The 25611-nt window shown below is 63.5% G+C and carries 21 protein-coding genes; 12 read left to right on the top strand and 9 right to left on the bottom strand.

The features are described from left to right. Positions 1-58 precede the first annotated feature (58 nt). A complete protein-coding gene (fsa, locus tag NKI16_RS26560) occupies positions 59-712 on the top strand; it encodes a fructose-6-phosphate aldolase (protein WP_023678103.1) in 654 nt (217 codons plus the stop codon). Positions 713-784: 72 nt separating this feature from the next. Here the strand turns inward: fsa and NKI16_RS26555 are convergent, their stop codons facing one another. Beyond that, positions 785-1366, bottom strand: coding sequence for an LPS assembly lipoprotein LptE (locus NKI16_RS26555; protein ID WP_352471286.1), 582 nt, complete (start codon positions 1364-1366; stop codon positions 785-787). Next, positions 1353-3977 carry a leucine--tRNA ligase gene (leuS, locus tag NKI16_RS26550; RefSeq protein WP_023678105.1) on the bottom strand — a complete coding sequence of 875 codons (2625 nt, stop codon included), beginning with the start codon at positions 3975-3977 and terminating at the stop codon, positions 1353-1355. Before leuS ends, NKI16_RS26555 begins: the two co-directional genes overlap by 14 nt. 146 nt (positions 3978-4123) lie before the next feature. On the opposite strand from leuS, the gene NKI16_RS26545 reads away from it, so the two are divergent. Together NKI16_RS26545 and NKI16_RS26540 are read left to right on the top strand one after the other, a co-directional pair. Continuing rightward, entirely contained in the window at positions 4124-4786 is a 663-nt protein-coding gene (locus tag NKI16_RS26545; protein WP_352785087.1) for a YggS family pyridoxal phosphate-dependent enzyme, read from the top strand. A gap of 109 nt (positions 4787-4895) precedes the next feature. After that, positions 4896-5945, top strand: coding sequence for an aldo/keto reductase (locus tag NKI16_RS26540; RefSeq protein WP_352785085.1), 1050 nt, complete (start codon positions 4896-4898; stop codon positions 5943-5945). Between the two features lie 59 nt (positions 5946-6004). On the opposite strand, the gene NKI16_RS26535 is transcribed toward NKI16_RS26540, so the two are convergent. After that, positions 6005-6913: a LysR family transcriptional regulator gene (locus NKI16_RS26535; RefSeq protein ID WP_352624921.1), complete on the bottom strand. Its 909-nt coding sequence runs from the start codon at positions 6911-6913 to the stop codon at positions 6005-6007. 137 nt (positions 6914-7050) lie between these two features. On the opposite strand from NKI16_RS26535, the gene NKI16_RS26530 reads away from it, so the two are divergent. Together NKI16_RS26530 and NKI16_RS26525 are read left to right on the top strand one after the other, a co-directional pair. Then, a complete protein-coding gene (locus NKI16_RS26530) occupies positions 7051-8232 on the top strand; it encodes an MFS transporter (RefSeq protein ID WP_352704842.1) in 1182 nt (393 codons plus the stop codon). A gap of 56 nt (positions 8233-8288) precedes the next feature. Beyond that, positions 8289-9323: an aldo/keto reductase gene (locus NKI16_RS26525; protein ID WP_023678110.1), complete on the top strand. Its 1035-nt coding sequence runs from the start codon at positions 8289-8291 to the stop codon at positions 9321-9323. 45 nt (positions 9324-9368) lie between these two features. Here NKI16_RS26525 and NKI16_RS26520 read toward each other — a convergent pair whose 3' ends face one another. Next, on the bottom strand, positions 9369-9641 hold the full coding sequence (locus tag NKI16_RS26520; protein WP_023678111.1) for an usg protein: 273 nt from the start codon (positions 9639-9641) through the stop codon (positions 9369-9371). Between the two features lie 305 nt (positions 9642-9946). Here NKI16_RS26520 and acs point away from each other — a divergent pair, with 305 nt between their 5' ends. Both acs and NKI16_RS26510 read left to right on the top strand, forming a co-directional pair. Continuing rightward, a complete protein-coding gene (acs, locus tag NKI16_RS26515; RefSeq protein WP_023678112.1) occupies positions 9947-11902 on the top strand; it encodes an acetate--CoA ligase in 1956 nt (651 codons plus the stop codon). Then, on the top strand, positions 11902-12645 hold the full coding sequence (locus NKI16_RS26510; protein ID WP_023678113.1) for an MOSC domain-containing protein: 744 nt from the start codon (positions 11902-11904) through the stop codon (positions 12643-12645). Before acs ends, NKI16_RS26510 begins: the two co-directional genes overlap by 1 nt. Here the strand turns inward: NKI16_RS26510 and NKI16_RS26505 are convergent, their stop codons facing one another. The 3 genes from NKI16_RS26505 to NKI16_RS26495 form a co-directional block, all read right to left on the bottom strand. Then, positions 12646-13914, bottom strand: coding sequence for a class I SAM-dependent methyltransferase (locus tag NKI16_RS26505; RefSeq protein WP_023678114.1), 1269 nt, complete (start codon positions 13912-13914; stop codon positions 12646-12648). It lies immediately after the preceding gene. 385 nt (positions 13915-14299) lie between these two features. After that, on the bottom strand, positions 14300-15661 hold the full coding sequence (locus NKI16_RS26500; RefSeq protein WP_023678115.1) for a pilus assembly protein: 1362 nt from the start codon (positions 15659-15661) through the stop codon (positions 14300-14302). Between the two features lie 329 nt (positions 15662-15990). After that, positions 15991-16860, bottom strand: a complete 870-nt coding sequence (locus tag NKI16_RS26495) for a transglutaminase-like domain-containing protein (protein ID WP_023678116.1) — start codon at positions 16858-16860, stop codon at positions 15991-15993. 177 nt (positions 16861-17037) lie between these two features. Between NKI16_RS26495 and NKI16_RS26490 the strand changes: the two genes are divergently transcribed. Then, positions 17038-17709, top strand: coding sequence for an HAD-IA family hydrolase (locus NKI16_RS26490; protein WP_023678117.1), 672 nt, complete (start codon positions 17038-17040; stop codon positions 17707-17709). Between the two features lie 17 nt (positions 17710-17726). On the opposite strand, the gene NKI16_RS26485 is transcribed toward NKI16_RS26490, so the two are convergent. After that, a complete protein-coding gene (locus NKI16_RS26485) occupies positions 17727-17939 on the bottom strand; it encodes a DUF1674 domain-containing protein (protein WP_023678118.1) in 213 nt (70 codons plus the stop codon). A 116-nt stretch (positions 17940-18055) separates the two neighbouring features. Between NKI16_RS26485 and htpX the strand changes: the two genes are divergently transcribed. The 4 genes from htpX to purH all read left to right on the top strand — a co-directional run bounded on the left by htpX (position 18056) and on the right by purH (position 24047). After that, on the top strand, positions 18056-19072 hold the full coding sequence (gene htpX / locus NKI16_RS26480) for a zinc metalloprotease HtpX (protein WP_023678119.1): 1017 nt from the start codon (positions 18056-18058) through the stop codon (positions 19070-19072). Beyond that, the gene (locus NKI16_RS26475) at positions 19063-20451 is read left to right on the top strand and encodes an RsmB/NOP family class I SAM-dependent RNA methyltransferase (RefSeq protein ID WP_352923882.1); all 1389 of its coding nucleotides are present in this window, start codon (positions 19063-19065) and stop codon (positions 20449-20451) included. The genes htpX and NKI16_RS26475 overlap by 10 nt, the downstream gene beginning before the upstream one ends. A 146-nt stretch (positions 20452-20597) precedes the next feature. Next, positions 20598-22346, top strand: coding sequence for a heparinase II/III family protein (locus NKI16_RS26470; RefSeq protein ID WP_352782349.1), 1749 nt, complete (start codon positions 20598-20600; stop codon positions 22344-22346). An 84-nt stretch (positions 22347-22430) separates the two neighbouring features. Next, entirely contained in the window at positions 22431-24047 is a 1617-nt protein-coding gene (gene purH, locus NKI16_RS26465) for a bifunctional phosphoribosylaminoimidazolecarboxamide formyltransferase/IMP cyclohydrolase (protein WP_352636911.1), read from the top strand. 39 nt (positions 24048-24086) lie between these two features. Here purH and NKI16_RS26460 read toward each other — a convergent pair whose 3' ends face one another. Then, complete coding sequence (locus NKI16_RS26460) at positions 24087-25463, bottom strand: MFS transporter (protein ID WP_352636913.1); 1377 nt, start codon at positions 25461-25463, stop codon at positions 24087-24089. Positions 25464-25611 lie beyond the last annotated feature (148 nt).

Raw genomic sequence — 25611 nt, 5'->3', positions numbered from 1 at the left:
TCAAAGTCCGACCCCAAATGTGCATGACGTGCACATGAAAAATCTTCAGGAGACCGCCATGAAATTTTTTGTCGACACCGCCGATGTCAAGGAAATCCGCGAGCTGAACGATTTGGGGCTGCTCGACGGCGTAACCACCAATCCGTCGCTGATCCTGAAATCCGGCGGCAAGATCGCCGACGTCACAAGAGAGATCTGCGAGATCGTCAAGGGCCCAGTCTCGGCCGAAGTCGTCGCCACCGAATACAAGGACATGATGGCGGAGGCCAAGATCCTGGCCAGGATCGCCGACAATGTCTGCATCAAGGTGCCGCTGACGCTCGACGGCCTGAGAGCCTGCAAGGACATCCGGTCGGACGGCCGAATGGTCAACGTCACGCTGTGCTTCTCGGCCACCCAGGCGCTGCTCGCCGCCAAGGCCGGCGCCTCCTTCATCTCGCCCTTCGTCGGCCGCATCGACGACAGCGGCTGGGACGGCATGGAGCTGATTGCCGATATCCGCACCATCTACGACAATTATGACTTCCAGACTGAAATCCTGACCGCTTCGGTGCGTACCGTGAACCATGTCAAGCAGGCGGCGCTGATCGGTGCCGATGTCATCACCGCGCCGCCGGCGACGCTCAAGGCGCTGGTCAAGCACCCGCTGACCGACAAGGGCCTGGAACTGTTCCTCGCCGACTGGGCAAAGACCGGGCAGAAGATCGGCTGAAGCGACTATCCTACGAACAAAAAAGGCCGAGCAATCGGCCTTTTTTTTGCAGATTGCGCACTCTGGAAAGACCTAGCTTGCCGCCGGCTTGCCGTGCTTGATCAGATCCTGGGCAATCGACAGCCGCAGCACATCTGCCAGCTCGCGCGCCGCACGATTCTCGGCGTCGATCTGGGCCCGGTATGACGCGAATTCCTGGCGCGGCCTGTCGTATGACGACGGAATCGAGCGCTTGCCCCTCGCTATGACCGTGCCCGTCTTGGCATCGCTGAGCACATAGTTGGCAGTCAGCGTCACAGTGCCGGCGGTCGGCTCGTCCTCGTCGGTCGTGACCTGCTCGATTGCCGCCGATTCGACGAGTTCGGAGACGCCGAGATCAAGCGAATAGACCGGCGAAGCCGGCTCGCCGGCGCCCTGGCCGAGCGCGAAGATCAAATTGTTGCGGACCTGCTGGGCGTAGCGGGTCTTGACCGGCTTGACCGAGATCGATGCCAGCTCGGCAGCGGCGCCGACCTGCGAGCCGGCGATCAGCGGCGCGCTCGAATAGAGCGGCCGCACCGTGCAGGCGGAAACCAGCGCCACCGAGGCGAGCAGCCCGTAAAGCACGACACGGCGCAGCGTCAGCTCCGCTTTTTTCGGATCAGGCAACGACATTGACGATCCTCTGCGGCACGATGATCACCTTGCGCGGCGCCTTACCTTCGAGCGCTTTCTGCACGAAGTCGAGGGCCAGAACCGCTTTTTCGACCGCACCTTGGTCCGCGTCGCGGGCAATTGTCAAATCGCCGCGTTTCTTGCCGTTGACCTGGACCGGCAGCACGATCTCGGCGTCGACGACAAGCGAGCGATCGTAATCCGGCCAGGGCCGTTCGGCGACAAGGTCGGTGCCGCCGAGCGTCTGCCAGCACTCCTCGGCCAGATGCGGCATGACCGGCGCGATCAGGTGCACCAGGATCTCGACGGCCTCACGGCAGGCCGCTTGCAGCGCCGGACCGGCCCTGCCCTCTGCCGCCTCGTTGAGCGGTACGGTCAAGGCATTGGCGAGCTCGTAGATGCGGGCGATGGCGCGGTTGAAGGCGAGCTTTTCGATATCCTCGCCGACCGACTTCAAGATCTTGTGCGCGGCCTTGGACACTGTCCCGGCCTCGCCGTCCTTCGCCGCCTCTGGCCGGACTCCGGCGAGCGATTCGGCAGCCGTCGACACCAGGCGCCAGATGCGCTGGATGAAGCGATGCGCGCCGGCCGCACCCTCGTCGGTCCATTCGACATCGCGCTCGGGCGGCGAGTCCGACAGCATGAACCAGCGCGCCGTATCGGCGCCGTAGCCGTCGGTGATCTCTTCCGGACTCACCGTATTCTTCTTCGACTTCGACATTTTTTCGAGCGGACCGATCACCGCCTCTTCGCCGGTGGCGATTTCGAAGGCGCGGCGCTTGCCGTCGGCGTCTTCCAGCCTGACCTCGCTAGGCGCAAGCCAGCGGCCGTTCGAGGCGCCGCCAACCCGATAGGTCTCGTGCACCACCATGCCTTGCGTGAACAGGCCCCTGAACGGCTCGGCGAGATCGACATGGCCGGTCTCGCGCATGGCGCGGGTGAAAAAGCGCGAATAGAGCAAATGCAGGATCGCATGCTCAATGCCGCCAATATACTGGTCGACCGGCAGCCATTCAGTCGCGGCCTTGGGATCGGTCGGATCGTTTGCCCACGGCGCGGTGAAGCGAGCGAAATACCAAGAAGAATCGACAAATGTGTCCATCGTGTCGGTTTCGCGCCGCGCATCCTTGCCGCAACGCGGGCATTTGACGTGCCGCCATGTCGGATGGCGATCGAGCGGATTGCCCGGCCGGTCGAACTCGATGTCGTCCGGCAGCTTGACCGGCAGGTCGGCCTTCGGCACCGGCACCACGCCGCAATCCTCGCAATGGATCATCGGGATCGGGCAGCCCCAATAGCGCTGGCGCGAAATGCCCCAGTCGCGCAGGCGGAAATTCACCTTGCGCTCGGCCATCGGCCGGTTGCCGATGGTCCTTTGTTCCAGCAGCTTCGCCACCTCGTCGAATGCCTGATCCGGCTTCATGCCGTCGAGGAAGCGCGAATTGATCATCGCGCCATCATCGACATAAGCCTCGTCGATGACCTGGAAGCTTCCTTGATTCTCGCCTTCCGGCATCACCACCGGAATGACCGGAAGGCCGTATCTGTTGGCGAAGTCGAGGTCGCGCTGGTCATGTGCCGGGCAGCCGAAGATGGCGCCGGTGCCATAGTCCATCAGCACGAAATTGGCGACGTAGACGGGCAGCGTCCACCTCTCGTCGAACGGATGGACAACGCGAATGCCGGTATCGAAACCCTTCTTCTCGGCCGTCTCCAATGCCGCCGCCGAAGTGCCCATATGGCGGACTTCGTCGATGAACTTTGCCAGCGCCGGATTGTCCTCGGCGGCCTTTTTGGCCAGCGGATGGTCGGCCGCAATCGCCATGAAGGACGCGCCGAAGATGGTGTCGGGCCTGGTCGTATAGACTTCGAGCTCATGCTCGCCGGCGACTGGCTTGGCCAGCGGCCAGCGGATCAGCAGCCCTTCCGAACGGCCGATCCAGTTCGCCTGCATCAGCTTCACTTTTTCCGGCCAGTCGTCGAGTTGGTCGAGCGAATCCAGCAGATCCTGCGCGTAATCGGTGATCTTGAAGAACCACTGCGTCAGCTCGCGCTGTTCCACCAGCGCGCCTGAGCGCCAGCCGCGTCCGTCGATGACCTGCTCGTTGGCAAGCACCGTCATGTCCTCCGGATCCCAGTTGACCTTGGAGGATTTGCGCGTCACCAGCCCCTTCTCGACGAAATCGAGGAACAGCATCTGCTGGCGGTGATAGTAGTCGACGTCGCAGGTGGCGAACTCGCGGGCCCAATCGAGCGACAGGCCCATGACCTTGAGCTGCTCGCGCATGGCGGCGATGTTCTGATAGGTCCAGTCCTTGGGATGGACCTTGTTCTGCATCGCCGCGTTTTCGGCTGGCATGCCAAAGGCGTCCCAGCCCATCGGGTGCAGCACGTTGAAACCCTTGGCCCGCTTGTAGCGCGCCACCACGTCGCCCATCGTATAGTTGCGGGTATGGCCGATATGGATGCGCCCCGACGGATACGGGAACATCTCCAGCACGTAGTATTTCGGGCGCGGGTCGTCATTGTCGGCTTCGAACAGCTTCTTGGCGTCCCAGGCGTTCTGCCATTTGGGCTCTGACGCGCGCGGATTGTATCGTTCGGTTGCCATCGGGTGTTTTTCACTTAAAAGCATGCGCGAGCCGCCGGACAATGCCCGGGCGGCTCAGGAAATGTCGTCGCGGTGTTCACCATGGATTGCCGGACCCGTCAACTGCGGCGATCCGGCGAAAAGCCAAACACAGGCAGGATATAGGCATGGCGAGCGCCGTCGAACAGCTTTTCACGGTCAAGGCAAGGATCGCTGCCGCCGAGCGCGAGGCAGGCCGTGGGGCCGGAGCGGTGACGCTGGTCGCGGTCTCGAAAACCTTCGACGCTGCCGATATCCGCCCCGTCATCGAGGCCGGCCAGCGCGTCTTCGGCGAAAACCGCGTCCAGGAAGCACAAGCCAAATGGCCGGTGCTGAAGGAGGCATTTTCCGACATCGAGCTGCATCTGATCGGTCCGCTGCAATCGAACAAGGCCAAGGAAGCGGTGGCATTGTTCGACGTCATCGAAACCATCGACCGTGAAAAGATCGCCGCAGAGCTGGCCAAGGAAATCGCCAGGCAAGGCCGGTCACCAAGGCTCTATGTCCAGGTCAACACCGGCTCCGAGCCGCAAAAGGCCGGCATCGAGCCACGCGAGGCTGTCGCCTTCGTGGCCCGCTGCCGCTCGGTTCACGCCCTCGCCATCGAAGGGCTGATGTGCATTCCGCCGGCCGACGAGAACCCCGGTCCGCATTTCGCGCTGCTGGAAAAGCTTGGGCTCGAGGCCGGCGTCGACAAGCTCTCCATGGGCATGTCCGGCGACTACGAAACCGCGATCGCCTTCGGCGCGACCAGTGTCAGGGTTGGATCGGCGATTTTCGGCGCCAGATGAGGCTCAGCCGGCCTTAGGCCACAGGCTGACATCGACTAAGCCAGCATATAGAAACGGAACGTTTCGTTCTTATATGGGTCGAGTTATTCTCAACCCGTCTGGAGCCACCATGCGTTACAATCAACTTGGAAATACGGGGATGTTCGTCTCCGAACTTTGCCTCGGCACGATGACGTTCGGCGCGGCCGGCGAGAATGCCCAATGGGGCCTGATCGCCAGCCTCGACCAGAAGGGCGTCGACGAGATCGTTGCCCGCTCGCTCGCCGCCGGCGTCAATTTCTTCGACACGGCGGATGTCTATTCCTTCGGCGCCTCGGAACGGCTTCTCGGCCAGTCGCTCAGGAATCTTGGCGTCAACCGACAGGACGTGATCATCGCCACCAAGGTTCATGGCGCCATGGGCGGCGGCCCGAACCAGCGCGGTTCCTCGCGCGGCCACATCATGGATTCGATCGAGAGCAGCCTCGAGCGGCTACAGCTCGATCACATCGATCTCTACCAGCTGCATGGCACCGACACGGTGACGCCGATCGACGAAACGCTGCGGGCGCTCGACGACCTGGTTGCCGCCGGCAAGGTCCGCTATGTCGGCGTCTCGAACTGGCAGGCCTGGCGCATCGCCAAGGCGCTGGGTATTGCGGAGCGCAAAGGCTTTGCCCGCTTCGAGACCGTGCAGTCGTATTATTCGATCGCCGGCCGCGATCTCGAGCGCGAAATCGTGCCGCTGCTCAACGAGGAGAAGCTCGGGCTGATGGTCTGGTCGCCGATGGCTGGCGGCCTGCTCTCCGGCAAATACGGACCGGGCGCCCCCGGCAATGGCGAGGGCCGCCGCGCCAGCTTCAATTTCCCGCCGGTCGACGAGGACCGTGCCTGGGCAGCGGTCGCCGTCATGCGCGAGATCGCCGCCAAGCACGGCGTCAGCGTCGCCACGGTGGCGCTCGGCTATGTCCTGGCCAAGCCATTCGTGATGAGCGTCATCATCGGCGCCAGCCGCATGGAGCAGCTGGAACAGAACCTTGCAGCCACCGAGTTGAAGCTCGATGCCGATGATCTTGTTCGCCTCGACGAAGTCAGTGCCCTGCCCGCCGAATACCCCGGCTGGATGCTGGAGCGTCAGGCGGCCGGCCGGCGTCCGGCGCCCTTTGTGCCGAACAAGTAGTTCAATTTACCTTCGATTCGATGCTTCGGGAGCCGGCAGGCTCCCGATCTTTTTTGGGCTCAGGTCAGCCGGACAGTCTCGACCAAAAAGTCCAAAAACGCCCGCACCCGCGCCGGCAGATGCTTGCCTTGGCCGACATAGACGGCGTGGGTGAGTTCCTCGTCGCCGGGGTTGAACTCTTCCAGCAGCGGCAGAAGCCGGCCGGCGGCAATGTCGGCCTCCACATGCCAGCGTGCCAGCCGGGCGATGCCCGCCCCCGAGAGCGCCATCAGCCGCATCGCCTCGCCGTCGCTGACCAGCGTATTTCCGATGATCGACAGGGTGATCGGCTTGCCGGCCGCGTCGATAAAAGGCCAGCCCTCGAGGTGACGTACGAAACGGAAGCCCATCCGGTTGTAACGATCGAGATCGGCGGGCTCCTTGGGCGTGCCACGCGCTTCGAGATACGATGGCGCCGCAACGACGACCACCCGGCTCTGCCCGAGCTTGCGCGCCACCAGCCGTGATTCGCCGAGCGGCCCGGCGCGGATGGCGACGTCAGCGCGCTCCTCCATCAGGTCGATGACATCGTCAGTCAACACCAGATCGACCGAGATTTCGGGGTAGCGCTCTAGAAAACGCGGCAAAAGCGGGATCAGCCGGTGCTGCCCGAAAGGCACATAGCTGCTGATCCGCAGCCGGCCACGCGGCGCGGCACCCGCCGCTGCCTCGCGCTCGGCCGCCGCCATGTCGGCCAGGACGCGCACGCCGCTGTCGAAGAACGCCGCCCCCTCCGGCGTCAGTTGCAGCTTGCGCGTCGAACGGCTGACCAGCCGCGCACCAAGCCGCGCCTCCAGCCGCGCGATCAGCTTGCTCACCGCCGACGGCGTCATCCGCAACGCACGGGCAGCGGCTGAAAAGCTGCCCGCCTCGACGACGCGGACGAACACTTCGATCTCGCCGGAGCGATTGATGTCGGGCCTGGCCATTGGTGAATTTATTTCACAGACGATGTGCCCGATGCAAGGCTGGTTCACAGCACATCGCGGCACGATCTTCCGGATCGGGGCGTGGGAGGACACGGCGCCCGTCGTCAAAACTGGTCGTCATCGAAGTGGGAACCGCCATGCCCCTTGCTCTTTACGCTCTTGCCGCCGGTGCCTTTGGCATCGGCGTCACCGAATTCGTCATCATGGGCCTGCTGCTCGACGTCAGCACTGATCTCGGCGTCTCGATCTCGGCTGCCGGCCAGCTGATTTCCGGCTATGCGCTGGGCGTCGTCATCGGCGCGCCGCTGCTGACAATCGCGACCGGCCGTTGGCCGCGCAAAACCGTGCTTCTGGCGCTGATGGCGATCTTCACGCTGGGCAACCTCGCTTGTGCGCTTGCCCCAGACTACTGGACGCTGATGGGTGCGCGCGTACTGACCGCCTTCGCCCACGGCACCTTCTTCGGCGTCGGCTCGGTCGTGGCGACCGGACTGGTGGCGCCCAACAAGAAAGCCTCGGCGATCGCCCTGATGTTCACCGGCCTGACCATCGCCAACATCCTCGGCGTGCCCTTCGGCACATGGCTCGGCCAAGCCTTCGGCTGGCGCGCGACCTTCTGGGCGGTGACCCTGGTCGGCATCGCCGCCTTTACCATCATTCTGCTGCTGGTGCCGCGCAGCCGAACAGAGCCTGAGAAGAGCAATTTGCGCGCCGATCTCGCCGTGCTCGGCCGCACGCCGGTCCTGCTTGGCTTTGCTACCACCGTGCTTGGCTATGCCGGCGTCTTCGCCGTCTTCACCTACATCGCCCCGTTGCTGACCGAGATCACCGGTTTTGATGAAGCAGCGGTGTCGCCGATCCTGCTGGTCTTCGGCGGCGGCCTCATTGCCGGCAACCTCGCCGGCGGCAAGTTCGCCGACCGCTGGTTGGTACCGTCCGTTCTCGGCAGTCTCGTCGTCCTGGCGATGGTGCTCGGCACCATGACCTTCGCCCTGCACAGCCAGGTCATGGCCGTTATCTATGTCGGCCTGCTCGGCGCCGCCGCCTTCGCCACCGTGGCGCCGCTGCAGATGTGGGTACTGGAAAAGGCACAAGGCGCCGGCCAGAGCCTCGCCTCATCCTTCAACATCGCCGCCTTCAACCTCGGCAATGCTGCCGGCGCCTGGCTCGGCGGCGTGGTCATCGCCCATGGTCCCGGCCTCGATGCCGTCACCTGGGTCGCGGCCCTGTTGCCGCTTTCAGCGCTTGCCGTGGCGGCGTTTGCGCTGCGCCTCGACCGAGATCCTGTCCTCGCCACACCGGAAATCGCGCGGTCATAGAACGGCAAACCTCAACCAATCTTTGAAACAGCCATCCTTCCACAAGGAGCAAACCCATGGATTATCGAAATCTTGGCGCATCAGGCCTGAAGGTCCCGGCGCTCTCGTTCGGCGCTGGAACCTTCGGCGGTTCAGGCCCGCTGTTCGGCGCCTGGGGCAACAGCGATGCGACGGAAGCACGGCGGCTGGTCGACATCTGCCTTGAGGCCGGCGTCAACCTGTTCGACACCGCCGACGTCTATTCGAATGGCGCTTCCGAACAAGTGCTCGGCGCTGCCATCAAGGGCCGCCGCGACGCCGTGCTGATCTCGACCAAGACCTCGCTGCCGATGGGCGACGGTCCCAACGATGCCGGATCGTCACGTTCACGCCTGATCAAGGCCGTCGAAGACGCGCTGGGGCGCCTTGGCACCGACTACATCGACCTGCTGCAACTGCACGCCTTCGACGCAGCAACACCGATCGAGGAGGTGCTGTCGACACTGGACAGTCTCGTGCGCGCCGGCAAACTGCGTTATGTCGGCGTCTCCAATTTTTCCGGCTGGCAAGTGATGAAGTCGCTCGGCCTGGCGGGCAGATATGGCTATCCCCGATACGTCGCCCATCAGGTCTATTACTCGCTGGTCGGACGCGATTATGAATGGGAGTTGATGCCGCTCGGCCTCAACCAGGGTGTCGGTGCGCTGGTGTGGAGCCCACTCGGCTGGGGCCGCCTGACCGGCAGGATCCGCCGTGGCCAGAAGCTGCCTGAGAAAAGCCGGCTGCACGACACGGCAAGCTTCGGACCGCCCGTCGAGGATGAGCATCTCTATCGGGTCGTCGACGCGCTTGATGTTGTCGCCGAGGAAACCGGCAAGACCATACCGCAGATCGCCATCAATTGGCTGCTGCAGCGGCCGACCGTCGCCTCCGTCATCATTGGCGCGCGCAACGAGGAGCAGTTGCGCCAGAATCTCGGCGCCGTCGGCTGGTCCTTGACAGCCGAGCAGATGAAGAAGCTCGACACGGCAAGTGAGGTCACCGCACCCTATCCGTATTTTCCCTATCGCCGGCAGGAGGGTTTTGCCCGGCTGAACCCGCCCGCAGTCTGACGCTCCAAAAGCTGGGCGGCGGCTCCCAGGCTGCCGCCCGCCCGGCTAATGCAGAACGAACTCGCCGTCGACCTTGCGCCATTCGTTCGGCGCGATCAGCTTCTGGTGCGTGTAGCTGACCGAATGCAGCGGGCCTTCGAGCTTGGCCTTCCAGAACTCGATGAAACGGATCAGCACGGGAAATTTCGGGGCGATGTCGTAATCCTGCCAGATGAAGCTCTGCAGCAGATGCGGATGATCTGGAAAGTGATAAAGAATCTTGGCCGTGGTCAAGCCATAGCCCTTGAGCATCAGGTCCATTTCGGAATGGTCGCGCATTGCGGTCCCCTGGTTGATTCTCCTTCCTCCCAGCCTGAAATTGTGCACCCCATTTGCTTAATCGTCTATTGATATTTCTGCGATCGAACCAGATTCCTCCCGCAAAAACATGCGCTTAGCAGCCGACTCACGAGAGTGCTGACACGACCCGGCAAAGCACCTGCGGCATCCCGCCGCGCGAATCCAACGTCTAATGTTGCCGTCGCGGCCGAACTGTTAATAATGCGCGCGAATTCGCGGCCGCATCGCCGCGATCCTGCCGGCGGTCAAGCCGGCGGTTTGGTTTTGGGGAGGAAGGCGAAGAAATGTCCGATGTTCATGTCCATCGCGTCCAGCCGGCGTGGAAGAAGAACGCGCTGATTGACAATGACACCTACCTGAAATGGTACGCCGACAGCGTCAAGAACCCGGACAAGTTCTGGGGCAAGCACGGCAAGCGCATCGACTGGTTCAAGCCGTACAGCAAGGTCAAGAACACGTCCTTCGACGGCCAGGTCTCAATCAAATGGTTCGAGGATGGCCAGACCAACGTTTCCTGGAACTGCATCGACCGGCATCTGAAGAAGCGCGGCGAACAGACCGCCATCATCTGGGAAGGCGACAATCCCTACGACGACAGGAAGATCACCTATAACGAGCTTTACGCGCATGTCTGCCGCCTCGCCAATGTGATGAAAAAGCACGGCGTCAAGAAGGGCGACCGCGTAACCATCTACATGCCGATGATCCCGGAGGCCGCTTATGCGATGCTCGCCTGCACGCGCATCGGCGCCATTCATTCGGTCGTCTTCGGCGGCTTTTCGCCGGATGCGCTGGCCGGACGCATCGATGACTGCAAGTCGACCTTCGTCATCACCGCCGACGAAGGCCTGCGCGGCGGCAAGCCGATCCCGCTAAAGGAGAACACGGACAAGGCGATCGAGATCGCCGCCAAGGCCGGAACGAAAGTCGAAAAGGTCTTGGTAGTGCGCCGCACTGGCGGCAAGACCGGCTGGGCCGCCGGGCGCGACGTCTGGTACCATGACGAGGTCGCGACGGTTAAGGCCGAATGCAAGCCCGAGAAGATGAACGCCGAGGACCCGTTGTTCATCCTCTACACATCCGGCTCGACCGGCAAGCCGAAAGGTGTGCTGCACACCACCGCCGGCTATCTCGTCTATGTCTCGATGACCCACCAATATGTCTTCGACTATCATGACGGCGATATCTACTGGTGCACCGCCGATGTCGGCTGGGTCACCGGCCACAGCTACATCGTCTACGGGCCGCTCGCCAACGGCGCCACCACGCTGATGTTCGAAGGCGTGCCGAACTACCCGTCGCAGTCGCGTTTCTGGGACGTGATCGACAAGCACAAGGTCAACATCTTCTACACGGCGCCGACGGCGTTGCGCGCGCTGATGGGCGCCGGCGATGCCCATGTCACCAAAACGTCGCGCAAGTCGCTGCGCGTGCTCGGCACCGTCGGTGAGCCGATCAATCCGGAAGCCTGGGAGTGGTATTTCAACGTCGTAGGCAACGGCAAGGTGCCGATCGTCGATACCTGGTGGCAGACCGAGACCGGCGGCATCATGATCACGCCGGTTCCGGGCGCCACCCACCTCAAGGCGGGTTCAGCGACGCGGCCCTTCTTTGGCGTCAAGCCGCAGCTGGTCGATACCGACGGCAAGGTGCTCGAAGGCGAAGCCAGCGGCAATCTTTGTATTGCCGACTCATGGCCGGGCCAGACGCGCACCGTCTATGGCGATCACGACCGCTTCGTGCAGACCTATTTCTCGACCTACAAGGGCAGATACTTCACCGGCGACGGCTGCCGCCGCGATGCTGACGGCTACTACTGGATCACCGGCCGCGTCGACGACGTCATCAACGTCTCCGGCCACCGCATGGGCACCGCCGAGGTCGAATCGGCGCTGGTTTCGCATGAGAAGGTCTCGGAGGCCGCCGTCGTCGGCTACCCGCACGATATCAAGGGCCAGGGCATCTACTGCTATGTCACGCTGATGGCCGGCGAAACGCCAAGCGAGGAATTGCGCCAGGAACTCGTCGCCCATGTCCGCAAGGAGATCGGCGCCATCGCTTCGCCCGACAAGATCCAGTTCGCGCCCGGCCTGCCGAAGACCCGTTCCGGCAAGATCATGCGACGCATCCTGCGCAAGATCGCCGAGGATGATTTTGCCGCGCTCGGCGATACCTCGACGCTGGCCGATCCGGCGGTCGTCGACGACCTTATCGCCAACCGGCAAAACAAGAAGGGCTGATGCAACCCGCATTGGGCGCCGTCACCGAGCTTTGGCGCTATCCCGCGAGCTCGCTCGCCGGCGAGTTTCAGCAGGCGATCTCCGTCGACCGGCATACCGTCGAAGGCGACCGCCTGTTTGGTCTTGTCGATACCTCGACCGATGAAATCGCACGGCCCGACCGCGAAGCGAAATGGCACAAGGTGCCCCGCATCCGCACCCGGCTGTCGCAGGCCGGCAGGCTGGAGGTCGCCATCCCCGACGGACGCTGGCTTTCGGCACCTGGCGCGCAAAGTGATCGCGCCATTTGCGCCTATCTCGGCTTTGCGGCTTCCATCCGGCCGTTCCGTCGGGAAAATGCGGCTCCGGATTACGCCGGCCCTCTGCTGACGGAACGCTACGTCAAAGCCCCTATTCATCTGCTGACCACCGCCTCACTGGCGCGTTTGAAAGTGCTGCATCCAAAGGGCACCGCCGACGCGCGCCGCTTCCGCCCCAACATCGTCGTCGATGTGCCGGAGGTCGAGGGGTCGTTCCCCGAGACGGAATGGATCGGGCGCAAGCTGGCGATCGGCGACCTGCTCCTGACCATCTCCGAGCCGTGCCGCCGCTGCGGCTTCACCATCATTGGCCAGGACGGGTTCGACCACGACCCGGCAATCCTGCGCAGCCTGGTCCGCCACAACGCCCATAACCTCGGCGTCTACTGCACCGTCGATCGACCGGCCCGCGTCGAGATCGGCGCCACGATGCGCCTCCTGTAGCTATCGGTACAAATCCGCCCGCGTCGGCGGCAGGCCGCTCGGCCCACGCGCGCGCCTTGTGGCGACGGTCTGGAAAACCTGCGCCGAGGCGCGTTCGAAGGTAATCGAGCAGCCGGTGAGATAAAGCAGCCAGAGCCGCGCCTTGGCTTCGCCGACCTCGGCGATAGCTTCGTCGAAGCGTGCGTGGAGGCGCTCGGCCCATAGCCTGCAGGTGCGCGCATAGTGCTCGCGCAAATTTTCGACGTCGTAGACGAGGAAGCCGTGGGCCTCGAGATTGCCGAGCGTCATGCCGATCGTGTCGAGTTCGCCGCCCGGAAAAATGTATTTGATCAGCGCCTTGAATTCCGGCCCCTTGCGCAGCGTCTTCTTCAAGCTGCCCTTGTCGCGCCGGGTGATGGCGTGGTGCAGATAGATGCCGCCCGGCTTGAGCAGGCGATGGATCCTCGAGAAATAGGCCGCATGGTTGGCAAGCCCCAGATGCTCGAACATGCCGATCGACGAGATCTTGTCGAAGGAGCCGGACAGCTCGGCATAGGACTTTATCTCGATGGTGATGCGGTCCTCCAGCCCCTCGGCGCGGATGCGTTCACGGGCGAGCTCGGTCTGTGCTTCCGATAGCGAAACGCCGTGGCCGACGACGCCATAATTCTTCACCGCATGGATGAGCATCGCTCCCCAGCCGCAGCCGATGTCGAGCAATCTATCGCCGGGCTTCAGCCGAAGCTTGCGGCAGATATGGTCGAGCTTGTCTCTCTGGGCCTGATCGATATCGTTGGCGAAATCCTTGAAGTAGCCGCAGCTATAGACCATGCGCTCGTCGAGGAAGAGCCGGTAGAATGCGTTGGAAATGTCGTAATGATGCTCGATCGCCTCCTTGCTCGAACCGCTGACGAAAGGATTGCGGCCGGAAAGATCGGTTCGCGTCGTCATCTGTTTTCGCGAAAACAGCACCGCCGGCAGGTCGCGCAGGATCGCCAGCTTCGGCAATGTCTTGAGCTTCGTCCTGAGCTTGCCGTGCGTGGGCAAGGCGTAGAAATCGAACAGCGATCCGTCTTCGACGTCGACCGCCTTGGCAATCCACATCTCGATCAGCGTCGATAAAGAGGGCCGACGTACGATCTGCCAGACGATGTCCTGGTCGTTGATGGTGAGCACCGGGCCGGCAGCCGGGCCGATCCGCTCGCCTGTCCACAGCCTCACCGCAAAACCCGGCTTCAGCGTCTCGATGACCGTCCGAACAATCCGGGCCGCTCTCTCGGCTGCCTCCATCCCGTCCTCCCTTACCCGGCAAAATAGTGGCCCGGAACAATAGCGGCTCGATCTTGCCTGCCCGATCGGCCGGCCGCAAGCCGCCCGAGTGCACAAGCAGGCTTGTTCAGGATTTTCGGGTGCCGCGCCTTGCCATTTGCCGGATGACACCCCATCATGAGGGAGTGTTCAACAAATCGAAAGGAGGTGATCCGATGTCGAGTGATTTCGTTTTCCAGAACGTGGCCTCAGCGGATCGCACTTTCGGGAAGCAGTCTTCCCGCTAAGGCGCGAGATGCGCGGCTGGCGACCAGGGTCGCCGCCAGGAGCCGCGCCATGGACGGAAACACGGAAGGCCGCCGGCTTCGCGAGAAGCGGCGGCCTTTCCTTTTTGGGCTGTTGTCCCCTATTTGGTTACGGTTAACATCTCGACGTTGCGCGCTATATCCTGGAAAGCCTGGTTGAGTTCCGTTCCATTGGCCGCCTGATAAAAGTGCTTGATCTTGGCGGTGTCCGGGCTCGCGCAATCCTGGAGCGTCGCCTTGGCATTCGTTTCGTTTAGGTCAAACCCAATGGTGAAGACCTCGATGCCCTTGTCGCGCATGGCAGCGCAAAGTTTCTTGGCGGCCGTGCGGGTCGGCTCCTTGCCGGCGTCATTGTAGACGTCGCTGACCGTGCTCGCATCGAAGTAGGACAGGTTGAATTCGCCATCGGTCATCAGGATCGCGATCTTGGCAACCTTCTTTGGATCCATCTTGGCCGGCCGTTCCGAGGCTTTCATCACACTGCCCCAGTTTTCCGAAAGCATGTACCAGGTCCACTGCACGCCGATATGGCCGGCGGTGCCGCCGGAGGCGACGAAATTCTTGATGACCGTCTTGAGCGCCGTCGCATCCGCTGTCAGCGGCATCAGCGCGGCGATCGGGCAGGCGGCGGTGCCGGTCTGCCAGGCGAAGGATGACAGCAGGTAGTCGCGATTGACCATGCTGACGTCGGGGCCCGCATCCGAATACTGATAGGTCCCCTTGCGCTCGGTGGCGCAATTATCGGGACGGATAAAGCCCGAGACATACTGCACGGCGTCATTGGCCGGCGCCTGTTTGCGTTGACTGGCGGTGGTTTCCACATAGACGCTGCTGGCGGCAAGTGTACCGGCATTCACCGAATTGGCATAAGGCACGATGGCAACCCGCACACGTGGCTTGGAGGGGTCCTGGCCGCCCAGGAAGCTGTCGACAGCATTCGCCGCGGCCGCCCGCAGATCGATGATTTTCTGGCCGGCCATCGACCCGGTCACGTCCAGCATCATCGCGACTTCGATCTGCTTGTCCGAATAGAGCGCCGTCGTCGATGCGGGGACGCGTTGCATGCCACCCGTGCTGAAAAGCGGGAAATAGTAGTTGACGTTGACATGGACGTCCGCCTGGACAGTCTTGGCTGTCCTGTCGACAACCAGATTGTCGAGGACGATCTGGTTGTCCTGGAGGATACCCGCCGTGCTGTTGGCATCGAGAAAGGCCTGCACCGATTTGCTGGCGTCGGCCTCGCTGATGACGCCGGTTGTCAGGTCGCGGGCCGTCGAGGTGACCGCTGCATCGACCACGCCTTGCAGGCTCGATTTTACATTGTAGAGTTGGGACACGTTGACCGCAAAGCCGACACTCAGTGCCAGCACTGAGCCGATTATCCCAAACAGGACCGCGAAATTTCCGCTGCGATCCCCGGCAAAGCCGCCGATCGTCTGAACAAGACCCCCGAAACGCCGCATTCCTTCCGCCTCCATTCGCTACAGCCTGCAGCTGTCCGAACGCGCATTGCAGGAATCCGGCCGGATCGCGCCGCCAGGCCCGGGAAAGCGACCGGCCCGCGATCAGGTCATTGTTTCCAAACGGTTTCGAGCGGCGGCAGGGTAAACAGAGGGTAAACGAAAGCTGCGCCGGCACGGCTTTGTCGACAAAGCGCTTACCACGAACAGGCTCGCAATTCAGGACGACTGGACTGCGTCCCAATCCGGTACAGACGAGATGTATCGAACCGGTTCAGCACGATCGCGGTGGCGGGAAATGGAAACACGGACTGTGAATGTGTCCCGAAAGACTAGGCCAGCATCCGTGCGCTGACCGTCTTGTCGACGCCACGACAAGGCGGCTTGAACAGATTACCTTCCTGCTCGTGCGTCCAGACCTTGAACAGGGTGAGCCGATGCGGGCCAAAACTGTGCAGCAGCGGCACGTCGGTGGCGTCGCGGCCGCGGGCGATGACGACGCGGCCGATCCTCGGCACATTGTGGCGAGGATCGAAAGTGTACCACCTGCCGTCGAGGAACACTTCCACCCACGCCGAGAAATCCATCGGCGCCGGATCGGCGGGCACGCCGATATCGCCGAGATAGCCGTTCACGTAGCGGGCCGGGATGTTCATGCAGCGGCAGAGCGTGATCGCCAGATGGGCAAAGTCGCGGCAGACGCCGACGCGTTCCTCATGCGCCTGCGCCGCCGTGCGGGTCGAGCGCGCATAGCCGTAGCCGAAGGACAGGCGGTTGTGGACATAGTCGACGATGGCCTGCACCCGCGCCCAGCCCGGTGGAAGCTGGCCGAAAAGTTGCCAGGCCAGGTCGCCGAGATGGTCGGTCTCGCAGTAACGGCTGCCGAGCAGATAGCCGAGCACCTCGTCCGGCAATTCGGCAACCGGGACTTCTCTCGCCAGCGTGTTGACTTCGTCCGTCTCGCCGCTGTCCTCGACCACCGCGTCATAAAGGATGCGAAAGCTTCCGGCCGGCGCCGTGAAGCGGCGGCAGCTATTGCCGAAAAGGTCGTGGTAGACCCTGGTCGGGACCGACGGCGAGGTCAGCACGCGCGTCTGCCGCTTGATGTCGGCCTGGCGATCCCCGTGGATATCGAGCAATGAAACGACCGGCGTTGCTGCAACGCATTCAATGGCAATTTCATAGCCGAGCCGAATCAGCATCGCCCTCCCCTGCGATCGTCATGGAAGATAGTGCCGATCAACGCGGGACAGTGCGTGGCGGTTCCTTGTGGTCGTCAAAAACGACGCCTCGCGGCTTCCCATACGGACGCGGCAACGTTACGGTCGATTGACACGCGTCTTTCGAAATAATCCCTCCAAGATGACCCCGGGAAACCGATGTTTGCAGGCAGAAAATTCGCGGCCTTCCTGTTCGATATGGACGGCACGATTCTCAATTCGATCGCCGCAGCGGAAAGGGTCTGGGCAGCGTGGGCGCATCGGCAAGGTCTTGACGTCGCCGCATTCCTGCCGACCATCCACGGCGTGCGGGCGATCGAGACCATCGGCCGGCTGGCGCTCCCAGGCGTCGATCCTGCCCGCGAAGCCGATTCGCTTTTGCAGGCCGAGGCGGCCGATGTCGAGGGCATTCGCCCGATTGCCGGCGCCGCGGCCTTCCTGGCGTCGCTGCCGCCTGGAAGCTGGGCGATCGCCACTTCGGCACCGCGCGAGCTCGCCCTGCTGCGCCTGCAGGCCGCGGGTATTCCGGCTCCCGCCGTGATTGTTGCGGCGGAGGATGTATCGCGCGGCAAGCCGGCGCCCGACTGCTTCCGGCTGGCGGCCGAACGGCTCGGCGTCGATGTGGGCGACTGCCTCGTCTTCGAGGACGCGCCGGCCGGCATAGCGGCGGCCGAAGCCGCGGGCGCTGCGGTCGTGGTGATCAGCGCCACGCACCGGCATCCGTTGGAGACGCCGCATGCCACCATCGCCGGCTATGACGCGATCGGCATCGCCGTCGATTCCAGCGGCTGGATTGCCATCGGAGTGGAGCGGGCCGCGCTGCCTGTTTGACTAGCACCCTGCCTGGGCTAAAAGTCGCTGGTCAGGCCCTTGACCTCCCAGTCGCCATAGCGGCCAGGCTCCTTGCCGCCGCGCCCGCCCATCTCCCTCGGCAGCGTGGCTTCCTGCTCGCGATATTTCTCCCGCCGGGCCTCGGCCTCGACCAAGGCGCGCCTGGCTGCCGGGGTCAGCGGCTTTTGCGGCGAGCCGTTAGCATGCGTTTGGCTGGTTTTGTCGATCATGCGATCTTCCGCTAGATTGAAACAGGCCCCGATTGAAACGGGAACCGCTGTTTCCCATCATATAGCGATGGGCCCACAAGGATCGACCCCTTTGTTGGGCCAGAACGGAGCAGACGATGAACACCCTTCGCACCGCCATGCTTTTGGCCGCAATGACGGCCCTGTTCATGGGTGTCGGCTATCTCATCGGCGGATCCGGCGGCATGATGATCGCGTTGCTGATCGCCGCCGGCACCAATTTGTTCAGCTATTGGAACGCCGACAAGATGGTGCTGTCGATGCACCGTGCGATCGAAGTCGACGAACGCAACGCGCCTGAATATTACGCCATCGTGAAGGGTCTCGCGCAACGTGCCGGCCTGCCGATGCCGAGAACCTATCTCATCGACAATCCGCAGCCCAATGCCTTCGCCACCGGCCGCAATCCGCAAAATGCCGCTGTCGCCGCCAGCACCGGCCTGCTCGAGCGGCTATCGCATGAAGAAGTCGCGGCGGTGATGGCACACGAGCTCGCCCATGTGCAGCACCGCGATACGCTGACCATGACGATCGTCGCCACCTTTGCCGGCGCAATTTCGATGCTCGGCAATTTCGCCTTCTTTTTCGGCGGCAACCGCGACAATAACAATTCCTTTGGCATCGTCGGCGTGCTGGTGGCGATGATAGTCGCGCCCCTGGCCGCCATGATCGTGCAGATGGCGGTGAGCCGCACCCGCGAATATGAGGCCGACCGGCGCGGTGCCGAAATCTGTGGACACCCGCTGTGGCTCGCCTCGGCACTTGACAAGATCGCGCGGGGCGCCGAACGCATCCGCAACCCGGATGCCGAGCGCAATCCGGCAACCGCCCATCTCTTCATCATCAATCCTCTTTCCGGCGAGCGCATGGACAGTTTGTTTTCCACTCACCCGAGCACAGAAAACCGCATCGCCGCGTTGCAGAGGATGGCGAGCGAAATGGCCGGCGCACCCGAAGCGGCCGCGACGCCAAGGCCGGCGCCGGAAGGGACCGGGCAGCAGCCGTCTGGTCCGTGGGACAGGGCCGCGCGGCCCGAGAGGCCGGCTGAGCCGGCCAAGCCGAGACCCAATCCCTGGGGACGCAATCCGACCGGCCCCAAAGGTCCGTGGTCGTGAGTTCAGCGAAGCGCCGGCACGGAATTTCAGGCGATCGTGAACACAATTCGAGCGGCGCGGCCGTAGCCGGCCTCGCCCCGCGCCAGGCCGCCGCCCGCCTGCTTGCCGCGGTTATAGACGCGAGGACGCCGCTCGACGGGCTGACCGACCAAGAGAACGGCCATCCGCAGTACAAGGCGCTCGACCTGCGCGACCGCGCCTTGGTGCGCGCCATTCTGGTCACCGCCCTGCGCTACCGCATGACCATATCAGGCCTTTTGGCCCGTCGCCTGGAAAAGCCGCTGCCGCCCAACGCCACGGCGCTTTCGCACATTTTGCATGTGGCGGCAGCGCAGATCCTGTTCCTCGATGTTCCCGACAGCGCCGCCGTCGACCTCGCCGTGACACACGCCAAGTCCGATCCGCGCACGGCGCGCTTTTCCGGCCTCGTCAACGGCGTGCTGCGCACGCTGGCGCGGGCCAAGCAGGACGAGCTCGCCGCAGCACGTGCCGCTACCGACGAGGCGCCAAAATGGTTTTCCGACCGTTTGAAAACGGTCTACGGCCTCGACAAGGCCAGGCAGATACTGCTCGCCCATCGCCATGAGGCACCGGTCGATTTCTCGGTCAAGTCGGACCCGGCGCTGTGGGCCGAACGGCTCGGCGGCTTTGTCTTGCCGACCGGCACGGTGCGGGTGGAAAAGCTCAGCGCTTCCGTGACCGAACTGCCCGGCTTTGGGGAAGGCGCCTGGTGGGTTCAGGATGCAGCGGCCAGCCTGCCGGCCCGGCTGTTCGGCGACATCAATGGTTTGCGAATCGCCGACCTCTGTGCCGCGCCGGGCGGCAAGACCGCCCAGCTGATCCTCGCCGGCGCCCACGTCACCGCGCTCGACATGTCCAAAACGCGGCTGGCACGGCTGACGCAGAACCTCGAACGGCTCGGTCTGGCCGCCGAGATCGTCCAGGCCGATCTGCTCAAATACGAGCCGAAGGACCTCTTCGACGCCGTCCTCCTCGACCCACCATGCTCTTCGACCGGGACGGTGCGGCGGCATCCCGACGTTCCCTGGACGAAGACGGCGGCCGACGTCGAAAAACTGGCCGACCTGCAACGCCGGCTGCTTGCCCGCGCCGTCACCCTGGTCAAGCCTGGTGGACGCATCGTCTTTTCCAACTGTTCGCTCGATCCGCTGGAAGGCGAAGAGCTCTATCGCGACTTTCTCGCCGGCAATGCGGAGATTGTCGACGACCCGCTTCGGCCGGGTGAGATCGCCGGCATCGACCCGTTTCTGACGCCGCAAGGCACGTTGCGCACCACGCCTGCCGATCTGGAGCTAGGCTCGCCGGGCCGCTCCGGGCTGGACGGCTTCTTCGCCGCCCGCATGCGCAGAGCCGGCTAAGGGCCGATCTTGAAGTGCCGTCCGGCTTCATGGGGCGAGGAGGCATGGAAAACAGGCTGAACGGCCCCACTGCCGCGGAATTCGCCTTCGCACAAGTTCTTGAATCATATAAACTTGTGCTTGGGTGAGGACGATCAGGAGGGGTTTTGGCAATCGCTGCCGGTAACACGACGCGTCTGTGGACGCTTGTCGCGAGGGAGTTCTGGCGCAAGACGCGCCGGCGCTTGCGCGCCGGGCCACTCTATCGCTGGCGCTACTCAGGCCGCACGCCGGAGCGCGTCCTGATCGCCCCACCGGACCTGCGGCTCGCCGATCCTCAGATCGCGCTCGAGATCTATTACGGCCGCTATCCGCTTTCGGGGCATCTGGTCGAGACCGGCGGCAAATCGCCCTTCCAGATCGACGTGCCCAATCCCGGCTGGCAAAAAACGCTGCATGGCTTTCGCTGGCTGCGCCATATGCGTGCCGCCGGTACCGAGCTCGCCGCCGCCAACGCGCGGGCGTTGGTTTCCGACTGGATTGCAATCCATGGCAGCCATATTTCCGGCGTCGCCTGGGAGCCCGGCACGACGGCCAAGCGTGTCATTGCCTGGCTGCAGCATTCCTCGATCGTGTTGCAGGGCGCCGAATTTCCGTTCTACCGCGCGTTCTTGAAATCGCTCGCCGTCCAGATCCGCTATCTGCGCGCCATGGTGCGCGAGATGCCGGACGGCAAGGACAGGCTGCGCGCCCGCATTGCGCTGGCCTTTGCCGCTTTGTCGCTGCCGGCGCCGGCCTCGGCGCTACGCGGTGCTACCCGCAATCTCGCCGAGGAGCTCGACCGCCAGATCCTGCCTGACGGCGGCCATATCTCGCGTAATCCGATGACCGTGCTTGAAATCCTCGCCGACCTTCTGCCGTTGCGCCAGACATACGCCAATCAGGCCGAGACGCCGCCGGCCGCCCTGATCGGAGCCATCGACCGGATGCTGCCGGCACTGCGCTTCTTTCGCCATCAGGACGGCAGCCTTGCCCGCTTCAACGGCATGGGCGCCACCATTCACGACCGTATCGCCAGCATCCTGCATCACGACGACACCGCCGGCGCACCGTTGCTGCACGCGCCGCATTCGGGTTATGAGCGCCTGTCGATGGGCGGTGTCACTGTGATCGCCGATACCGGCCCGCCGCCCCCCGTCGACGTATCCAATGCCGCTCACGCCGGATGCCTCGCCTTCGAATTGTCGTCGGGCCGCCAGCACTATATCGTCAACGCCGGAATAGATACTTATGGCGCCGCCGAGTTCCGGCCGCTTGCCCGCGCCACCGCCGCCCACTCGACCGCCACCATCAACGACACGTCGTCGGCGCGCTTCAATCACTCCTTGCGCGTCAACGACCTGCTCGGCACGCCTTTGATCGGCGGGCCGCAGCATGTGCCTTGCAAGCGCACCGACCAGAAGGGCAGCCAGGGCTTCATCGCCCGCCATGACGGCTATGTGGCGCGCTTCGGCTTCCTGCATGAGCGCGAGCTGAAATTATCGACCGAAGGCAATGTGCTTGCCGGCAAGGAATGTTTCCTGCGCCCGGGCGGCGCTTCTATCCGCAACAATGGCCGTGACTTCGTCACGGTGCGTTTCCATGTCCATCCCGATATAAGGCTGCTCCAGGATGAGCATGACCGTCTGGTGCTGGCCGCCGACCATGCCGACACCTGGGTGTTTACCTCTACCGAAGTGGTGCCCGAGGTCGAGGAATCGATCTATTTCGCAGGGCTTGGCGGCCCGCGCCGCAGCCGCCAGATCGTGCTTGCGTTCAAGGCCTCGGAAATTTCCGAGGTCCACTGGCAATTGACGCGCACCATTATCGCCGGCCGTCCGGAAAAAGCTGAAGCCGGTGGCAACGGCAGACACTGATCAAGTCTTGCGGCTTGATTTCCGGGCCTCATATGCTACGGCCCGCGGACGCTCTCCAACCAGAACTGGAAAGGCCGCCAGCCCATGGCCGTCGCCGCCAAGAACATTCCCGCGCCCGACCTTGTACCCATCCGTCGCGCGCTCCTTTCCGTCTTTGATAAGACCGGCCTGATCGATTTCGCCAGGGCGCTGGCTTCGGCCGGCGTCGAGCTAGTCTCGACCGGCGGCACCGCGAGGGCCCTTGCCGAGGCCGGCATGGCGGTGCGCGACGTGTCCGAGCTCACCGGCTTTCCCGAGATCATGGACGGCCGCGTCAAGACGCTGCACCCGTCGGTGCATGGCGCACTGCTTGGCGTGCGCGACGATCCCGAGCACGCCGCAGCGATGCGCGACCACGGCATCGAGCCGATCGATCTCGTCGTCTCCAATCTCTATCCGTTCGAAGAGGTGCGTCGCTCCGGCGCCGACTACGCGGCGATCGTCGAGAACATCGACATCGGCGGCCCGGCGATGATCCGTGCCTCGGCCAAGAACCACGCCTATGTCGGCATCGTCACCGATCCCGATGACTATGCCTCGGTGCTCAACGCGCTGGAGATGAATTTCGGGTCGTTGTCGCTGGATTTCCGCAAGAAGCTGGCAGCCAAGGCCTTTGCCCGCACCGCCACCTACGATGCGGCGATCTCGGGATGGTTCGCCGAGGCGCTTGAGATCGAGCATCCGACATGGCGCGCCTTCGGCGGCAAGCTGCAGTCGGTGATGCGCTATGGCGAAAACCCGCATCAGGGCGCCGGCTTCTATGTCAACGGCGACAGGCGGCCGGGCGTCGCCACGGCGCGCCAGCTTCAGGGCAAGCAGCTTTCCTACAACAACATCAACGACACCGACGCTGCCTTCGAGCTGGTCGGCGAGTTCGACCCGTCGCGCTCCGCAGCAATTGCCATCATCAAGCACGCCAACCCGTGCGGCGTCGCTGAGGACGCTTCGCTGCAGGCGGCCTATGCCAAGGCGCTGGCCTGCGACCCGGTCTCGGCCTTCGGCGGCATCGTCGCCATGAACCGCATCCTCGATGCCGGAACCGCCGAAGAGATCGTCAAGACCTTTACCGAAGTGATCATCGCACCGGAGGCGTCCGAACAAGCAGTCCGCATCATTGCCGCCAAGAAGAACCTACGCCTGCTGGTCACCGGCGGCCTGCCCGACCCGCGCGCGGCGGGCCTTGGCTTGAAATCGGTTGCTGGCGGTTTGCTGGTCCAGGGCCGCGACAACGCGGTGGTGGATGACCTCGAGCTGAAAGTGGTGACCAGGCGCGCTCCGACGCCGGCCGAATTGGCCGATCTGAAATTCGCTTTTCGCGTGGCAAAGCACGTCAAGTCGAACGCCATCGTCTATGCCAGGGATGGCGCTACGGTCGGCATCGGCGCTGGCCAGATGAGCCGGGTCGATTCCTCGCGCATCGCGGCGCGCAAGGCGCTCGACGCCGCCGAGGCTGCCGGCCTGACGGAGCCTTTGACCAGGGGCTCGGTCGTCGCCTCGGATGCCTTTTTCCCGTTCGCGGATGGGCTTTTGTCGGCAATCGAAGCCGGCGCCACAGCCGTCATCCAGCCCGGCGGCTCGATGCGCGACGACGATGTCATCGCCGCCGCCGACGCTCACGGCATTGCCATGGTCTTCACCGGAGTGAGGCATTTCCGGCATTGAACGCGTTACCCTCCCGCTGTGGGAGAAGGCAAGAGCAGCTCACTCCGCCGGCCGATCCGCCGGATAGGGCGTCCCGATCAGGATCGCCATGCCGGCGCCAAGGAACAGCACGATCGCCGCCATGCCGAGCCGCGCCGAGCCGCTGGCCAGGGTGATCGTGGCCACCATGAAGGGTGCGGCAAAACTGGTTGCCCGGCCAGCCAGCGCATAGATGCCGAAATAGCGCCCCGATTCGGCTGCGGTGACGCTGCGCGCCATGTAGGAGCGCGACGATGCCTGCACCGGCCCGAAGGCAAGCCCGATCAGCAGGCCGTAGAAAATGTAGGCTTTTTCCGCCGCCGTGCCGAACAATCCGCCGCCGTCCAGTCCGGGCATCACCCAGGCGCCGAACAGCGTATAGCCCGGGCCGGTCGAAACGATGCCGATCGTGGCAATGCTCAGCATGACCAGCGAAATCATCACTATGGTCTTGGAACCCAGCGCTGTGTCGAGGCGTGCGGCAACCAGGCAGCCGACGATGGCAACGACGTTGAGGATGATACCGAACAGGCCGATCTCGGTAATCGACCAATGGAACATTGCCGCCGCAAACGTTCCGCCCAGCGCCAGCAGTGCGTTGACGCCGTCCTGATAGATCATACGGGCGACGAGAAAGCGAAAAATGCCGCTGCGCTTGCGCACTTCGGCCAGCGTCGATTTCAGTTCCGATAGTCCCTCGCGCACCGCCGGCCCGATTGGAATGCCTTTGATCGCATCAGGCGTGAAGAGGAACATCGGCAGGATGAACAGGAAATACCAGGCCGCCGACAACGGCCCGGTAGCGCGCGCGTCCTCGCCGAGCCTGGGGTCGAGGCCGAAGATCGGGTCGAGCCCAACGACGGTCTTGCCGGTTTCAGGCGAGCCGGCCATGACGGTAACGACGAAGATCAGTGCGATCATGCCGCCGAGATAGCCGAGTCCCCAGGCCATGTTCGAGATCCTGCCGATGTCGCTCTTCGGCACCAGGCGGGGCATCATCGAATCATTGAACACAGTCGAGAATTCCGCCGCGACCGACGCCAGCGAGAACAACGCCACGACCAGAAAAAGATTAGAGCCGGGCGCGGCGAACCACAGCAGGGTGAGGCAGGTGATTTTAACCGCGGCGAAGAGGGCTATCCACGGTTTGCGTGGTCCGGTCTGATCGGCGATCGAGCCGAGGACCGGCGACAAAACGGCAATGACGAGGCCGGCGGCGGCAATGCCGTAGCCCCAGGCCGCTTGCCCGGTCTCCGGATTGCTGGCCATGCGCGAGACGAAATAAGGACCGAAGATGAAGGTGGTAACGACCGTGAAAAACGGCTGTGCCGCCCAGTCGAACAGCATCCATCCCCAGATGCCGCGTCCCGATGCCCGCTGCACTGCCATCTCAGCCATGTCCCCTCCGCTGGAGCTTGCTCCATGCCGATCGAATCGGAATGACGCTCCGTCTTCTTGTTGAGCACGATCTTGTCCAAAAGCCGATCGTCACTTTTTGGGATCATGCTCCGGCGCCCCCCAAAGCAGGGCGCCGTTCGCTCTATAG

The organism is Mesorhizobium sp. M0698, assembly GCF_040320455.1.
In the GTDB taxonomy this organism is placed as follows: domain Bacteria; phylum Pseudomonadota; class Alphaproteobacteria; order Rhizobiales; family Rhizobiaceae; genus Mesorhizobium.
Note: the sequence above shows the minus strand (reverse complement) of the source record. Positions and strands in the feature narration are given on the sequence as shown.

Coding starts and splice junctions, on each gene's coding strand:
- fsa (WP_023678103.1), top strand. CDS start 59: ATGAAATTTTTTGTCGACACCGCCGATGTCAAGGAAATCCGCGAGCTG.
- NKI16_RS26555 (WP_352471286.1), bottom strand. CDS start 1,366: ATGTCGTTGCCTGATCCGAAAAAAGCGGAGCTGACGCTGCGCCGTGTC.
- leuS (WP_023678105.1), bottom strand. CDS start 3,977: ATGGCAACCGAACGATACAATCCGCGCGCGTCAGAGCCCAAATGGCAG.
- NKI16_RS26545 (WP_352785087.1), top strand. CDS start 4,124: ATGGCGAGCGCCGTCGAACAGCTTTTCACGGTCAAGGCAAGGATCGCT.
- NKI16_RS26540 (WP_352785085.1), top strand. CDS start 4,896: ATGCGTTACAATCAACTTGGAAATACGGGGATGTTCGTCTCCGAACTT.
- NKI16_RS26535 (WP_352624921.1), bottom strand. CDS start 6,913: ATGGCCAGGCCCGACATCAATCGCTCCGGCGAGATCGAAGTGTTCGTC.
- NKI16_RS26530 (WP_352704842.1), top strand. CDS start 7,051: ATGCCCCTTGCTCTTTACGCTCTTGCCGCCGGTGCCTTTGGCATCGGC.
- NKI16_RS26525 (WP_023678110.1), top strand. CDS start 8,289: ATGGATTATCGAAATCTTGGCGCATCAGGCCTGAAGGTCCCGGCGCTC.
- NKI16_RS26520 (WP_023678111.1), bottom strand. CDS start 9,641: ATGCGCGACCATTCCGAAATGGACCTGATGCTCAAGGGCTATGGCTTG.
- acs (WP_023678112.1), top strand. CDS start 9,947: ATGTCCGATGTTCATGTCCATCGCGTCCAGCCGGCGTGGAAGAAGAAC.
- NKI16_RS26510 (WP_023678113.1), top strand. CDS start 11,902: ATGCAACCCGCATTGGGCGCCGTCACCGAGCTTTGGCGCTATCCCGCG.
- NKI16_RS26505 (WP_023678114.1), bottom strand. CDS start 13,914: ATGGAGGCAGCCGAGAGAGCGGCCCGGATTGTTCGGACGGTCATCGAG.
- NKI16_RS26500 (WP_023678115.1), bottom strand. CDS start 15,661: ATGCGGCGTTTCGGGGGTCTTGTTCAGACGATCGGCGGCTTTGCCGGG.
- NKI16_RS26495 (WP_023678116.1), bottom strand. CDS start 16,860: ATGCTGATTCGGCTCGGCTATGAAATTGCCATTGAATGCGTTGCAGCA.
- NKI16_RS26490 (WP_023678117.1), top strand. CDS start 17,038: ATGTTTGCAGGCAGAAAATTCGCGGCCTTCCTGTTCGATATGGACGGC.
- NKI16_RS26485 (WP_023678118.1), bottom strand. CDS start 17,939: ATGATCGACAAAACCAGCCAAACGCATGCTAACGGCTCGCCGCAAAAG.
- htpX (WP_023678119.1), top strand. CDS start 18,056: ATGAACACCCTTCGCACCGCCATGCTTTTGGCCGCAATGACGGCCCTG.
- purH (WP_352636911.1), top strand. CDS start 22,431: ATGGCCGTCGCCGCCAAGAACATTCCCGCGCCCGACCTTGTACCCATC.
- NKI16_RS26460 (WP_352636913.1), bottom strand. CDS start 25,463: ATGGCTGAGATGGCAGTGCAGCGGGCATCGGGACGCGGCATCTGGGGA.